Annotated in this window: 12 protein-coding genes and 1 rRNA gene; 7 read left to right on the forward strand and 6 right to left on the reverse strand. The window is 37.7% G+C overall.

Annotation, left to right across the window (positions count from 1 at the left end; all coding sequences use genetic code 11):
- Nucleotides 1-80: 80 nt before the first annotated feature.
- The 7 genes from ATS74_RS04010 to ATS74_RS04040 all read left to right on the forward strand — a co-directional run bounded on the left by ATS74_RS04010 (nucleotide 81) and on the right by ATS74_RS04040 (nucleotide 7,400).
- The gene (locus ATS74_RS04010) at nucleotides 81-1,751 is read left to right on the forward strand and encodes a phosphoethanolamine transferase (RefSeq protein WP_058547656.1); all 1,671 of its coding nucleotides are present in this window, start codon (nucleotides 81-83) and stop codon (nucleotides 1,749-1,751) included.
- On the forward strand, nucleotides 1,748-2,119 hold the full coding sequence (locus ATS74_RS04015) for a diacylglycerol kinase (RefSeq protein ID WP_058547657.1): 372 nt from the start codon (nucleotides 1,748-1,750) through the stop codon (nucleotides 2,117-2,119). The genes ATS74_RS04010 and ATS74_RS04015 overlap by 4 nt, the downstream gene beginning before the upstream one ends.
- Entirely contained in the window at nucleotides 2,110-4,059 is a 1,950-nt protein-coding gene (locus tag ATS74_RS04020) for an LTA synthase family protein (RefSeq protein WP_058547658.1), read from the forward strand. The genes ATS74_RS04015 and ATS74_RS04020 overlap by 10 nt, the downstream gene beginning before the upstream one ends.
- A 62-nt stretch (nucleotides 4,060-4,121) precedes the next feature.
- On the forward strand, nucleotides 4,122-4,796 hold the full coding sequence (locus ATS74_RS04025; protein ID WP_058547659.1) for a response regulator transcription factor: 675 nt from the start codon (nucleotides 4,122-4,124) through the stop codon (nucleotides 4,794-4,796).
- Nucleotides 4,777-6,213 carry a sensor histidine kinase gene (locus tag ATS74_RS04030; protein WP_058547660.1) on the forward strand — a complete coding sequence of 479 codons (1,437 nt, stop codon included), beginning with the start codon at nucleotides 4,777-4,779 and terminating at the stop codon, nucleotides 6,211-6,213. Before ATS74_RS04025 ends, ATS74_RS04030 begins: the two co-directional genes overlap by 20 nt.
- A 50-nt stretch (nucleotides 6,214-6,263) precedes the next feature.
- Nucleotides 6,264-7,142 carry a TraB/GumN family protein gene (locus ATS74_RS04035; RefSeq protein ID WP_058547661.1) on the forward strand — a complete coding sequence of 293 codons (879 nt, stop codon included), beginning with the start codon at nucleotides 6,264-6,266 and terminating at the stop codon, nucleotides 7,140-7,142.
- A 66-nt stretch (nucleotides 7,143-7,208) separates the two neighbouring features.
- Nucleotides 7,209-7,400: a hypothetical protein gene (locus ATS74_RS04040; RefSeq protein ID WP_058547662.1), complete on the forward strand. Its 192-nt coding sequence runs from the start codon at nucleotides 7,209-7,211 to the stop codon at nucleotides 7,398-7,400.
- Here ATS74_RS04040 and ATS74_RS04045 read toward each other — a convergent pair.
- From ATS74_RS04045 to rrf, 6 genes are all read right to left on the reverse strand, one after another.
- The gene (locus ATS74_RS04045; RefSeq protein ID WP_058547678.1) at nucleotides 7,390-8,802 is read right to left on the reverse strand and encodes an ATP-binding cassette domain-containing protein; all 1,413 of its coding nucleotides are present in this window, start codon (nucleotides 8,800-8,802) and stop codon (nucleotides 7,390-7,392) included. The two genes, ATS74_RS04040 and ATS74_RS04045, sit on opposite strands and share 11 nt — an antisense overlap.
- A 52-nt stretch (nucleotides 8,803-8,854) precedes the next feature.
- The gene (locus ATS74_RS04050; protein WP_058547663.1) at nucleotides 8,855-10,600 is read right to left on the reverse strand and encodes a response regulator; all 1,746 of its coding nucleotides are present in this window, start codon (nucleotides 10,598-10,600) and stop codon (nucleotides 8,855-8,857) included.
- Between the two features lie 155 nt (nucleotides 10,601-10,755).
- Nucleotides 10,756-13,089, reverse strand: a complete 2,334-nt coding sequence (locus ATS74_RS04055) for a fatty acid cis/trans isomerase (RefSeq protein ID WP_058547664.1) — start codon at nucleotides 13,087-13,089, stop codon at nucleotides 10,756-10,758.
- A complete protein-coding gene (locus tag ATS74_RS04060) occupies nucleotides 13,086-13,451 on the reverse strand; it encodes a hypothetical protein (RefSeq protein WP_058547665.1) in 366 nt (121 codons plus the stop codon). Before ATS74_RS04060 ends, ATS74_RS04055 begins: the two co-directional genes overlap by 4 nt.
- A 141-nt stretch (nucleotides 13,452-13,592) precedes the next feature.
- Nucleotides 13,593-14,396: a VOC family protein gene (locus ATS74_RS04065; protein ID WP_058547666.1), complete on the reverse strand. Its 804-nt coding sequence runs from the start codon at nucleotides 14,394-14,396 to the stop codon at nucleotides 13,593-13,595.
- 582 nt (nucleotides 14,397-14,978) lie between these two features.
- A 5S ribosomal RNA gene (gene rrf / locus ATS74_RS04070) occupies nucleotides 14,979-15,093 on the reverse strand.
- Between the last annotated feature and the right edge of the window lie 18 nt (nucleotides 15,094-15,111).

A 15,111-nucleotide genomic window follows, 5' to 3' on the forward strand; every position in this document is an offset into this window, starting at 1 on the left:
CAGGTAATACGTAGGTTCTCTTAAGCAATTCTTAAGTGTTGTTACATAGCATGGCGTTGTTATTTTAAACGAGCCTAAATATGAACATACTTAGCCAAATACCAGTACAAAAAAAGCCAAATCGTAGTAAGCGGTTTTACATTCACTGTAGTGCTAACGCCTTTGTAGTAATGATTGCCTGTTATTACTGTTTAGTTATAAACATTCCTTTTATTCAAGGTTCGTTTAGCGCCATTACCTCACTTGCGTCTTTTTCATGGCTGTTTTTACTCTCAGTCCCGCTACTTTTGCTATGCCTTTTAATTATTTTCTTTTCGATAGTGTCGGTCAGATGGTTACTAAAACCTATTAACTACCTCTTACTGATAATTTCGAGTGGTGTGCTTTATGGCTCATTAAGTTACGGCGTCGTGTTTGACTATTCAATGATTCAAAACACGTTCGAAACAGATTCAAGCGAAGCGTTGAGCTATTTAAACCCGCAGCTCATAGGCTTTTTACTGCTATTTTGTGCGTTACCTGTTTTTATATTAAGCAAAGTGAAAATACATTTCGCTCGCCCCCACCAAGAAGCGATTAGCCGTGTAAAGCTAATTGTAGCGTGCTGCTTATTAATTGCTTTAGTGGTCGCCAACTTTTACGCCGACTACGCAGCCACTGGCCGTAATAATCGCATTTTGAAAAAAGAAATCATTCCATTTCAGTACCTCTCTAGCGGTTATAAATATATGCGCGATCAACTGTTGTACTCAAATATAGAATTTAAAAGTATAGATACTGCACCCACTTTAATTGCGCCTAATACCACCAGCGTAACAGTTATAGTTGTTGGCGAAACCGCACGAGCAAAAAACTTTGCTTACCAAGGTTATAAACGCAACACCAACCCATATACACAAAAGCATAATGTAACGTATTTTAATAATGTTGCGTCTTGTGGCACAGCTACGGCTGTGTCTGTGCCGTGTATGTTTTCATTGCAAACACAAGATAACTTTGATCGATTAGCAGCCGACAACCAACAAAACCTGATTGACCTAGCACAACAAGCTGGCAGTGATGTACTGTGGGTTGATAACAACAGCGGCTGTAAAAACGTATGCACCCGTGTTGTTAATATTGATATCCCAACCACCCCATCAGCGCTTTGCGATGGAAAGTATTGTTTTGATGAAGCACTACTTGCTCCACTTAAGCGCAAACTCGCCAATTTAAGCCAAGCTAATACCGTTATCGTCCTACATATGATGGGCTCACACGGGCCAACCTACTTTAAGCGCTACCCCGAAAAGTTTAAGCAATTTACGCCTACGTGCGATAGAAGCGACATTCAAAACTGCTCACTCGATGAATTAGTTAATACCTACGACAATACAATTGCGTACAGCGACTTTGTTAACGCCCAAGTAATTGATCAATTAAAAGCACTGCCGAACAACATAGATAAGCAATTTTTATATGTCTCTGATCATGGTGAATCACTTGGCGAAGCCGGTGCTTACTTGCATGGCTTTCCGTATAGCTTTGCGCCTAGCACGCAAACACATGTTCCTCTTTATATGTGGGCCGATGAGCATAACCAACGCATTACCAATACCTGTTTAGCTAATTTAGACACACGAGCTGCACGCTCACACAACAACATTTTTCACACCCTTTTAAATTTAATTGGCATTAAAAGCAAAACGTATCAGGCATCCCTTGATTTACTTGCTCGCTGCCAAACAACACCAAGCGAAATAAAACTATGAGCAATAAAACCGTTGAAAAACGCCAAGGCTTAATGCGCCTTATTTTTACCTTAAACCATTCTTTTAACGGCTTAAAATGGATGAGTCGATTTGAAGCGGCGTTTCAACAAGAGCTAGCACTGTTTTCGTTACTTGGAGTGTTTGTGTGGCTACAAGAAATTGCATTAAGCGACAAGTTATTACTGATAGCCAGCCTGCTTTTTGTATTGCTTGCTGAGCTGGTAAATACAGCCGTTGAGGTTGTAGTTGATAGGATAGGCCGTGAATACCATGAGCTTTCGGGGCTCGCTAAAGATATTGCCTCAGCCAGTGTGTTTATAGCCATGCTAATTACTGCTCTTATTTGGTGGGCTGTATTATGGGCTTAACACTTAAAAGTAATAATTTTACAGTCAAGCAGGCACTTGGCCCCCTGTGGATTCTTGTTGTATTTACTATTTTAGCACTGAGCTTTTTAACACTTGCCCGCTTTGGTTTAAGTGTTTGGCAAGGTGAGCGTGTATTTGGAACGCATGCCTGGTTATCTATATTTATAGGTGGTTTAAGGGTAGATATAGCCACGTTAAGCTACATTATTATGCCCGCATTACTACTGACTTTAGTTATGCAAAGCATAAATTGGCAAAACAAAGTACGTGGGCTACTTAAAATATACTTAGTAATAATGTCGGCTTTACTCGTTTTTTTTGAAGTTATTACCCCTACATTTATAAACGAATACGACTTGCGCCCAAACCGCTTATTTATAGAGTATTTAATTTACCCTAAAGAAGTCTCAAAAATGATTTTTTCAGGCTACAAGTTAGAAGTATTTATTGCTGTTATAACGCTTATTCTAAGCTGTAAATTTGCAAGTAAAGTATTTAGCAATCAATGGCAAAGCAAGTCATCACTAACGAGACTAAATCAATCAATTTTAGCGTTAGTTTTAGTATGCTTAACTATTTTGGGCGCGCGTAATTCATTAGGACACAGGCCGCTCAACCCCGCCATGGTCTCGTTCTCTACTGATCACTTGCTTAACGATTTAACCCTTAACTCACTTTATAGCGTCGCGTTTGCAGTTAAGCAACTTTCTAATGAGCAATCAAGCCAAGACTATTATGGCAAAATGCCTACCGATGAATTGCTTAGTATTGTGCGTAGTAACATGCAAAACACGCAAGGCACATTTAGTGATGTAACCGCCCCTACAAAAACGTTTCATGGCGCAAGTAATATAGGTAAACCCAAAAATCTAGTCATTATTTTACAAGAAAGTTTAGGTGCACGCTACGTAGGTACGCTTGGCGGTTTACCGCTTACACCTAATATTGACGCCCTTTACAAGCAAGGCTGGGGATTTAACAATTTATACGCCACGGGTACGCGCTCGGTGCGTGGAATTGAGGCAGTGATTACAGGGTTTACACCAACGCCTTCACGTGCGGTTGTTAAGCTTGATAAATCACAACGCGACTTTTTTACCATTGCTGATTTTTTAGCTAAGAAAAATTACAACACCCAGTTTATTTATGGTGGCGAAAGCCATTTTGATAACATGCGAAGCTTCTTTTTAGGTAATGGCTTTAAAGATATTGTAGATACGAATAACTTTAATAAAATAGACTTTAACGGCTCGTGGGGCGCATCAGACGAAGACTTATACGACCAAGCCGATCTCGAACTCTCTCAACTTGAAAAACAGAATAAACCCTTTTTTAGTCTTATATTTTCCAGCTCTAATCATAGCCCGTATGACTTTCCTGACGATAAAATAACGCTGTACGATAAACAAAAGCAAACCCGAAATAATGCTGCAAAGTATGCCGATTATGCACTAGGTACATTTATCGAAAAAGCTAAAAAATCGAGCTACTGGGACAACACCGTATTTATAGTTATTGCCGATCACGACTCACGCGTATCGGGTTCGAATTTGGTCCCGGTTGATCACTTTAGAATTCCAGCAGTTATTTTTGGCAAAGGTATAGCTCATAAACGCTATGACCAACTAGCCAGTCAGCTCGATATTCCTGTTACTCTACTGTCTTTAATTGGCGCAAGTGGTAAGCACCCAATGATAGGTCATGATTTATCAAAGCCAATTAGCGACAACAAACAACGCGCAATGATGCAATACGACAAAAACTTTGCTTATATGCACGATAATAAAGTGGTGGTGTTACAACCACAAAAACCAGCAACCACCTATACGTATAGCAATAACCAGCTTGTACCATGTGAAAACGATGAGCAACTAGTTAAAAAAGCCCTAGCCCACGCGAACTTAGGGAATCTAGCTTATACAAATGGTTGGTACCATTAACAAAGTGACTTAATAATAAAGCCTTGTTAAAGTAACAAGGCTTTATTATAAACCGAGTAAACATGAAAATCCTCGTTATTGAAGACTCCGAAGCACTAAGGCGCAGCTTGCAAGTTGGCCTTAGCAACCTTGGCTTTACCGTAGATGAAACCGGTGATGGCTCACAAGGGTTGAGCATGGCACTGAGTGGAAACTACGACCTCCTGGTACTTGATTTAATGCTACCGAGTGTTGATGGCATGAATATTTTACAAGCACTACGTAGCAGTAATAGCCAAAGCCGTGTGCTTATTCTATCTGCAAAAAGCGAACCTCAAGATAAAATTAATGGCCTGATGAAAGGCGCTGATGACTATTTAACTAAGCCATTTTCATTTGAAGAACTCCATGCTCGTGTCCTTGCATTGCTTCGTCGTGGTTCATTGCACAACCAACAAAATACACTGACCGTAGGCGACTGCGTATTAGATCTCTCGCTTAAAACGCTTCATTACAAGCAGCATGCTATTGAGCTCACGCGTAATGAATACAAAATAATAGAATGCTTATTTAACACTCCTGAGCGAGTGTTAGGACTAGAGTTTATAAGCGAAGCAGTAGTAGGTCAGTTCGATATGCTCTCTAAAAATGCGCTTGAAGCACACATATCTACTATACGTAAAAAAGTAAGACAGTTTGATGGCGAGCTTCCGATAAAAAATAAACGGGGGTTTGGCTATGTTGCCACAGCAAAATAAAACACACTCAATTAAACGTAAACTGGTTAATTATATTAGCGCAGTGATTTCAGTTATTTTATTCACTATATTTTTAACCGTTGATTTAAGTGTAGATACTTGGGTCGAGGACCAGTTCAATCAATCTTTAACTAACAAAGCTAACTACTTAAAAACCTTAGTAGAAGATGATAACGGCAATGTAGAGTTTGATTTTGCTGGCGAGTTTATGTCTGAATATGAGCAAGCACAAGCCAGCGAGTTTTATCAGCTTTGGCACGGCGAAGCGATATTTGAACGTTCCGATTCACTCGATTTGTTTCCAAATGCCAACTTACCTTTTTTTAACATGCCAATAAATGAATCTAAAATAATCGATATTGAGCTTCCTAACGGACATGATGGCCGCGCACTTATAAGCCATTTTATTGCACAAAAAGATGATAGAAGCACTACAGGTTTAGACGTATTTAACCGTATGACACTAACAATAGCAGCACCTACTGATGAACTTAATAAAGTGCTCATAATTATAGATGTTGTATTTATTTTAACATGTATATTTGGTGTATTTGGCGTGCGTTATTTAGTGACACGTATTGTAAATAAAGGCTTGTATCCGCTGCATAATTTAAACGACCAAATAAAGTTACTCGATATTACCGGTGTAGCACAAACCATAGAAAGCGATATAAAAGTAGAAGAATTAGAACCCATACGTAACGAACTAAATAAGTTTATCACTGTAAATCAGAAACTCTACAGCAATGAAAAACGCTTAACTAGCGATATAGCACACGAACTAAAAACTCCTATTGCTGAACTCATAAGCCTTTCAGAGGTAGCTATTCGATACCCTGAAGATAAACGTATTAGCGACACCTATACCAGCGACGTACTCAATATATCCCAGCGAATGAAAACGATTGTAAATAGCTTACTGTTATTGCAACGATCTAGCAGTAATGCTTTTGAGCTGAGCAATCAAAATATCATTTTAAAACGCTTAATTGACCAAATTATTGAGGAGCTGGCCTTCAAGCATCTAAATATATCAAAGCGTATTAATAATATGCTCGATGATGATTTAACTATTATTGCAGATGAATTTAGCTTAAATACCATTTTATGTAATCTTATAGATAACGCACTATTTTACGGTATAACTGATCAAGCAATCATATTAGATACCATTGAAAATGAGCATAGTTTAACAATTTCAATCAGTAACAAAGTCGACAGGCTACTTAACAATGAAGAGCTAAGTGCTATTTTTGATCCACTGTATCAACTCGATTCGTCACGAACTAATAACCAACGCCACGGTTTAGGCCTTTCTATAGTGCAAAGCTTATGTGATTTAAATGGCTTTAAAATCAATGCTCAAAATAACGAAAATAATACCCTTACATTTAATTTAACACTGCCCATAAAGTGAATTTAGGTTAGTATTTATCTAACTCAACAATGAGATTTTAAGGACAAGCTATGAAAGCAACACCTCGTATTAGTCACCTTTTTATTATGGTGCTGTTTACAGTACTTAGTTTTAATAGCCTTGCGGCACCGGCTTTATATAAAGTAGAGAAAAACGGCACTAGCTCATATTTGTTTGGCACAGTTCACGTAGGTGATGCCAGCATGAAAGGCTTACCAGAAAAAGTAACTAAGGCTATAGATCAAAGCGAGCAAGTTGTTGTTGAAGTAGATATTAGTAAACTCACGCCTTTGCAAATGCAGCAGCGTTCAATGCCCTTTATGATGCTTAAAGATGGCAAAACATTACAAACAGAGCTCTCAAAGCAAAACTACAGTAAACTTAAAGATTATTTTTCTAAAAAATCGATTGATATTGCCATGTTTAACGGCCTAAAACCTTGGGCTGTAATGGTGACGATGATGCAAATTGAGTTTCAAAATGCAGGTTTTTCTGACCAAACAGGCATAGACAAGCAAGTACTTGCTTACGCTAAAAAGCAAAATATCACAATTGGAGAGCTAGAAACGCTAGAGCAGCAACTGCAAATGTTTGATGGTATGGCACTATTAAGTAACGAAATGATTGAAGAAACGTTTGAGCAGCTTGCCGATATTAATACCTACTTCATTAAGCTAGTAAACGCATGGAAAAATGGCGATATGGATACGCTTACCGAGTACTACAATATGAGTTTTGACGAGAGTAATTACGGTGAAATAAGCGAGCAAGTTATGCTAGTTAATCGTAATGATAAATGGGTTGAGCAATTAGTGCCTCGCTTAACTAAAGAAAAGCTATTTATTGCAGTAGGCGCACTGCACTTACCAGAGCAACATGGTTTAATAAAACAGTTAAAAGATAAAGGTTTCAGTGTTACTCGCCTTTAAAATTAGACCCCCTATAGAGCTTACGAAATGGCTACTCTTTGTAAGCTCATAATATTTAAGTGAATTATGAAACGTATTCAATTTGAGATTTTATTTTTTCTCTCCATGCTGTTTATAAGTGGAATATATTACTATCAAGAGGGACACTTTAAACCAAGTGGCGGGTTAATCATTGCTTCTACTCTTCTTGCGATTGAAATCGTTATTTATTCAATAGAAAGTATTAATAAAAAATATAAAAAACGAACTAATACTTAAAATCTTCCATTTTTAAGTAATTCTCTATTCCTTTAATTTTGTCTGCCGCATGGTGATTTACATAAATTACAGTGCTTGTATTAGCCGCACACACTTTCTCGATTAATACTAACACCCGCTGCCTATTCGCTTCATCTAGCCCTAAGCAAGGCTCATCTAAAATAAGTAATGTGGGGTGCTTTATCATCGCGCGTACAATTAATAACATACGCTGATCCCCATACGAAAGCTGGGTAAATGAGGTGTTTTGCTTATCACTTAAACCTATTAATGCAAGCCACTGCTTGGCGATATTTACTTGTGAATCACTCGGTTTTTGATATAAACCAATGCTGTCATAAAATCCTGAAATAACAGTATTAAGCGCCGAAATACTTACTCGGAAATCCATATGAAGTGCATTTGATATAAAACCAATGTGCTGTTTTATATCCCAAATACTTTCGCCCGTACCCCGTTTAAACCCAAACACTTCAATGTCATTATTATAACATTGAGGGTTGTCACCTGTTATTAAGCTTAATAAGCATGTTTTACCTGAGCCATTTGCTCCACTTAGTTGCCAATGCTGATGCTTTTTTATAGTCCAGCTTAAGTTTTTAAATACAGTTACATCACTATAACTAACTTTAGCATTATTTAATTTAACTAAAGTCTCGCCTGCAAATAGCGATTGTAACTGTGTGCTATCGGGTTTTGGTACACTTAATGTAGTGTGCTCTAAATGCAGTAATTTTAGTAAGTCGTTTAACTGTTCAACACTTGGGTTAGCTAATGTATGGATTAAGCACCCTTGGCTAACATAACCATAATGAGAAATAAAAGCAGGGATTTCATCCAGACGGTTTAAGACAAAAACAAAAGTAATTATTTTACTAAGATCTACTAGTATTTGATTAAGCTGAAGGCACGAATCCGCATCAAGTCCATCAAAAGGCTCATCAAGCACCACTAAGTCACAGCTTGAACTAAGCGCATTAATGAGTAATAACTTGCGGGTTTCACCGGTTGATAGGTCTCTAAAGCGCCTGTTTAGTAGCGTATCAAATTTAAAAAGCTCAATAAGCTGAGTTAAAAGGCTGCTGTGTTGGTTTTGCGAGGTAAATATAAGATCTTTTACTAGGCTTTGCTTTTCATGCTCTAACTCATTTGCTAGTAATTGCTTTTGGGAATCAGATGAGACCAACATCAACTTGTCAATGTTACTTAACCGTTTGCCACCCTCACACTGTGCCTCGCCTATCAAGGTAGCCGTTAGCGCTGATTTACCTGCGCCATTCCCGCCTAATAATAGCCAATGTTCTCCCAAATTAACTTGCCAATTTAAAGTACTAATATTGTAACGGCTTTTACCCTGCCCTTTTAAATAACCATTAAATTGCTGAAGCGTAATTGACTGCACGTACGTTTCCGAGTAAACAATAAAACAACAACTTAACGCATATTTAAAGTACTTAGCAAGTACCTTCACTGTAAGTGAAATTAATTTCACGTATGCTATTTAAAGCATCCTCAATTGCTTGTTGGCTGATAGGTTTATGGATATGAAAATTAGCTCCATTTTTATAAACTTGCTCCATATCATCATCTGAGGTATTTGCTGTTACGGCTATAATTGGCATGGTTTTATTAAGTTCAGAACGTATTATTTTTATTGCTTCAAATCCATCCATCACTGGCATATTTAAATCCATAAAAATAATATCGTATTCATTTTTGCTCACCATATCACACGCTATTTCTCCATTTACGGCGCATTCGTAGCTTAAATTTAAAAGAGTAAGTATACGGGTAAGCAACATAGTATTAAGTGGGTTATCCTCAACAACTAAGCATGTTAGATTGCTGTTTACTGTGTGCTCTACAAGCGCTTCTTTATGACTTATTATTGGTAAGCTTAGGGTCACTGTAGCGCCATGCGTTTCGTTGTTTTTAAAGCTTATTGCGCCATGAAGCGCCTTAACTACATACTGTACCCGGGTAAGTCCGGTTCTTAATCCTTGAAAGTGGTTACTCTGTTTAAACGAATCAAACTCAAGATCAGCAATTGCCTGTGAAAAACCACAACCAGTGTCTTTCACAGTTAAACAAAACTCATTATTTAAAAGCTTTGCAGATACATTAATCTCACCTTGAGCTGTAAATTTAATCGCGTTACTCATCAATTCAGTAAACATGTGCTGTAAGCGCTGGTGATCTAATTTACAAATACAATTTAACGATTCATCTAAATGACTAGTTAACTTTATACCTTTTTGCTTACATGCATATTTATAAGCTATCACTACTTTATTGCACGACTCTAATAGGTTTTCATCTTTTAAATGGGGCACCCACTTCCCTGCACTTAGAGCTTGCAGGTCTTGTAACTCATCAAGCATGGATATTAACCTGAGGGAGCAATATTTTGCCTGTGTTTTAATACTTTCTTGCTCAGGGGTTATCTCTAGTGCTTCTATAGATGTGATAAGGCCTTGTAAAGGTGTTCTAAATTCGTGACTAGCTCTGGCAATAAAATGCTCTTTATTTTGGCTAATTTGCTGTACAAAATCTTTTTGTTTTTGTAATTCTGACAGCGTACTTGTTACTTCTTTCTCCATTGGCATAAAAACAAATCTTAGCTCAATTAGCAGTAATATCATGGCTAATAGCCAACATAATATTTCTAAATTAGAAACCCAGTTAACCTTACTGAGCGCACTTTGCTCATATAAACTAACTGCCTTATCGAGGTTTAATAAAAGCGCTTCTACCTCTTCGATAGAAAAAACTGACTGTTTTACTTCCCCCTTTTGGTATAACAACTTCTCTGCTTCTAATATGTATTGTGTAACGCTTTTATCTAGCTGTATTGGCTCATATAGGTATAACTTTATAAGCTCAGGCGTTAAATATTTATACTCCCCGTTAGGGCTTTGAGCTAATAATTGTTGATGAGCAGATTTAAATACATTTAAGGATTTTTTTAGAGATTGAGTATGTAATGCAGAGTAATTATTCGTATTAAGTATAGTATTACTATGCCAGGCTATTTTTTGCGAAAGCATCCTTTGCTTACCTGCAATATTAATAATTTTAGCATCGTACTTTTGAACCGAAATACTTAATTGGAGTAATAATGCAGAACCACTGATCAAAAGCGCAATAGCTAATAACGCCCATCGGTATCGCTTTCTAACACTTTTAATAATATTGAACATGTAAGGGCCTGTTTTTTTATTTAAGTGTAGCCTAATTTTATGAAACGCAAAATCAGTAAGAGTAATACCATTTATATGATTAAGTAAGCTATGTTTAGACAAGAAAACTATGACAATAAAAACCCAGCAAAAGCTGGGTTTTATAAAGTTAAACGTTATCTATTTTCTAATCGGTTGTAATCAAACATTCCATGTTCTATACCACGATACTCTTTTGCCACAGAGTGTAAAATGTCGCTGTATTGCCAAAACTGTGGGTGAGTGCGGCGTATTCCAAATTTACTTTTTAAAGCACGATAATCAGCTTCAATTTGCATCATTGGCAACTGCTCGGCAAATGCATTAACTTGTTGCTCGTTATTTAAATACCAAATAGCAGCAGGGTAATCACCTATAAAGCCAGGCACTATTGTAGCTGTATCTTCATCATAGGCTCGTTGGCCGTTTTCATTTAATAAACTCGATATATTATAGTGCGCATTATGATGGATGATTGTATAACCTTTATGGCTATTATCAGCTTGCTTAACAAGTACAAAAGAAATTTGAGGTAATAAATTAACCGCTTCTGCAGACATATTATTTATTGCACTTAACGGCTCTGGCACTTTAGTGTAATCGTACCTTTCACTTAGTACAGGCGCTAAAGTCTCCTTCATTAAAGTGTATAACTCGTGCTGTGGGTTATCGGTTTTATACTCAATACCGCTTGGCTGGCTAAATTCGCGATTATTTTTAAAGAACTTAGATAAATCTGGTGGTGAGTTACGATACCACTGTTTTTTAATTTGATTACGCTTTGCCTCTGGCAGCAACGATAAAAAGTTTTGCTCGCCCTCTAAACGTAAAAAATCCATATATAAGCGTGTCACTAATTGATGACCAATATTTCCGTACACATCAAAACCGGCTACAAGTAAGTAGTGAATACGCTCAAATAAAGCATAATCAAGTATCCAAGTCGTTTTAGGCTCTTGCCCTATAAAACCTTTAACCACAGTAGCACTGTCAAAATGACGAAAAATAGTCAGTGCTGCATTTTTATTATGTCCATCACCTTTCCAAAGCAAATCGGTTGTAAGATGCTCGCCACCTTTAAACATGTCGTTTGCAAGCTCAACTTTAGCCTGTAAATATTTTTTCTCACGTACTGAATATTTAACCCAGCTAGAGATAGGCAATGCATTACTTTCTTCAGCAGCAGGAAGCTCTAGAGCATCTTCATGTTGTACAAGCATTTCCCCTACAGCGGGTGTAGCAACTTTATCAGGGTCAGCAAAGGCTACCCAAAAGTGATCATTAATTACGTTTAGCGCAATCTGACCACGACAAACAGGCCCTTTTATAAAACCCATAATAATAAGTTCAGCTTCATCAAGCATAAACTGATACTTAGAATTAATAGGAATTACTTCAAATGTTTTAAATGGATTTGAAGCCGACTGAGCTTTATAACTCGGCATTTTAGTTACGGTGTAATCAGGCGCAATAAACTGCTCATATAAACGTAGTAACTTAGCTTCATTAAGCTCAAGTGGTAAATGTGTTTTAGAAAGAATAGTTGAGCGTTCTTGCATAAAACGATAATAAACACGGCTAACTTTAGGATCATCATATGGGCGGCGCGTGTTGATTAGCTTTATTTCCTCACCAGGAGGAGTACTTGAACGCACAAGTTTAAAAAAGCTTTTTGGGTTTTCGGGAGTAAAATAAATGTGCGCTAAAAACCAATGTTCATATATATAACGAGCGGATAACTGATACTTTAAACTATCTTGATTTAAAAATGCTTCCCAGCCTTTTATTTTGTTTAGATCAAATTGGCTAGGCGGCTTAAGGTGCGACATTTTACCGCCATCTTTAAGCCAGTTTTGTAAATGATTAAACTCTTCCCGCGAAACTCCCGGTAAACCATAAGGCATACCAGCATGGGGTTGCTCATCCGCAAGTCGATCAAATTCGCCCATTGTGGCACACGTTTGTGAGCGACTAAGTGAAAAATCAAACTCATCATCTAAGACTTCATTAGCAGGTAATTCATGGCTTTGCTTTAATACCAAACTATTAAATAGCACGCTACCAGCTAAGTTAGCCTCTTCTGTTTGAGCGCGCTCATTAAGCACAGGCGTAAAGTTTTTCTCGCGCCATTGCTTAGTATCAGTGGCATCAAATAACAAACGGCTCGGTGTAGTGGCAAGTAAACGTGTTCCATCATAAACAAGATCTTTGCTTAGCCCACGGTCAATACCCTCAGGCGATGAAAGCTTCAATTGACAAGGCGCATCATAACAGCCATGACATACAACACAGCGAGTATCGAGTACTGGTTTTACATTTTGTAAAAAATCAGCCCCGGCACCCGTGGTATGTGGAACAATACGTTCCTGTGTTTGCTCTGCACCAAATACATTATCGTAATGAGCATTGCCTAAATATGCACACCCACTCAAAATAATCAGTACTATGGCACTTATTAGAATTTTTTTCATTCTAAGTCCTCATCACCTAAGTCAAATGTTGGCACCATATCCATTTGTGGAGACACAAATGTTTGTTGCTCTGAGGTATTTAGTACCACACTCAATAAAGGTCCATGAGTTAAAGTAATTTGCGCATCGTGCTCTTGTTCTATAATCGCCAAGTACACCGAATCTGTAATTAATAGTTGGTAATTACTCAGCGTAATAGCAACACTGCTACCTTCGCTCGGGTTTTGGCAAATTTGAGTTAGTAACTCATCATTTAACGCAATAGAAATTTCAAAATCAGGGTGCTCTAAATCTCTTTCACTCAAAGTTTCATCAAGAAGAAATAAAGGAAGGGTTAAGTTGCTATCTTGTTCAATTTCCATTGTGCTCTCAGTGCTACTAACTATTTAATTGTGTGCATTATAGCAAGAAAAATTGAACAATAATTCATAATGGATAGTCAAATAACGTGGGGAACTTAGTTGCTGGTATTAAATAATATTATCTTTAATACCAGAATATATTTACGCTAATGAACTACTAAGCATATCTGGCTGTATTACCGAAAATACAGCACCCTGAGGATCGCAGATAACACAAAATCGGCCAACGTCAGGAACATCTGTAGCAGGTACACACACTTGCCCGCCAAGCTCTACAGCTTTTTTAATAGCCGTATCGCAATTCTCAACAGCAAAATAGATCATCCAATGAGCAGGAATATCTGCCGGCCACTCTTTTGTCATTTCAAGCATGCCTGCGATAGGTTTACCATTAACTAAAAACAATGTGTATTGCATATTATCCATTGGCTTTGTTTCACTTTGCCAACCCAGCAAAGAACAGTAAAAATCTTTACTTACTTTAGTATCTCGCGTTGCCATCTCATACCAATATGGCGTGTTTAACTCCTCAACACGTTTACACCCTTTATGCGCATTCCCTTGCCACAGAGCAACAGTTGCTCCACCAGGATCTTTTATCATTAATATTCTGCCAGCATCCATTACATCATGAGGACCCGCAATAATTTCAGCACCAAGGCTTTTTGCTTTTAAAGCACATTCATCAACATTATCTACAGTAATATATGCTAACCAATAACTCGGAACACCCGCAGTAACCTGTTCTTGATCCATTTCATACATAGCTGCAATATCATCACCTTGTTTTTGCAGCATGGTGTAATATAAATTTTCTCCAATTGGCTGGTCATCATATCCCCAATTAAATAATGAAGTATAAAATGCTTTACCTTCTTTCCAGTTATGAGAGCAAAGCTCAGACCAGCAAAAAGTACCATGCAGATAATTTTCAATTTTACTCATTATAAATCCCTTATTATCCTAATCTTATATATCTGAGTTCTGTACTCTATTTGTAAATTTATAAAGTAACAGTTATTAGATTTAGACTAGAGCAATAATTGTTCTGAGTCGATAAAAAGAAATACATGCCAGTAAGGTTTAAATAACATACTTAAAAAGCTATTTTATGATGCCAAGGCTAACGCCTAATCTACTCACTTTTGATTACCAACAGCCGTAGAGAGTTACAGTAAAATGTTACTGTCTTGGCCGACTGCGATATTGCGTGATTTTGGTATAATTAAAAATGCTTTTAGCGTCGGGAGTCGCTACGCACGACCTACGGGATAGGTATGGATGTTAATTGCGCGAATTTTACTTTTCTGCAGACGTAAAAAAGCCCGACTATTTCTAGCCGGGCTCTCTACAATTTGAAGCCTGGTGATGTCGTAGTGCCCACAGCGCTCGAGAGCCACATAGCCAATGCTACACTATCATCGGTCGAAGCTTTGGTTTCACTACTGAATTAAGCATGGGCTATTTACTAAACCCCAGATAGCAAAAAACCCGTTACATTGCTGTAACGGGTTTCTCTTATTTGAAGCCTGGTAATGTCCTACTTTCACATAGCAAATGCTACACTATCATCGGCGCTGTTTCGTTTCACTACTGAGTTCGGCATGGAGTCAGGTGGGTCCAAAACGCTATTGTCACCAAGCAAATTTGGTGCAAAGGA

This window comes from Pseudoalteromonas sp. H103 (assembly GCF_001469205.1).
Lineage (GTDB): Bacteria > Pseudomonadota > Gammaproteobacteria > Enterobacterales > Alteromonadaceae > Pseudoalteromonas > Pseudoalteromonas carrageenovora.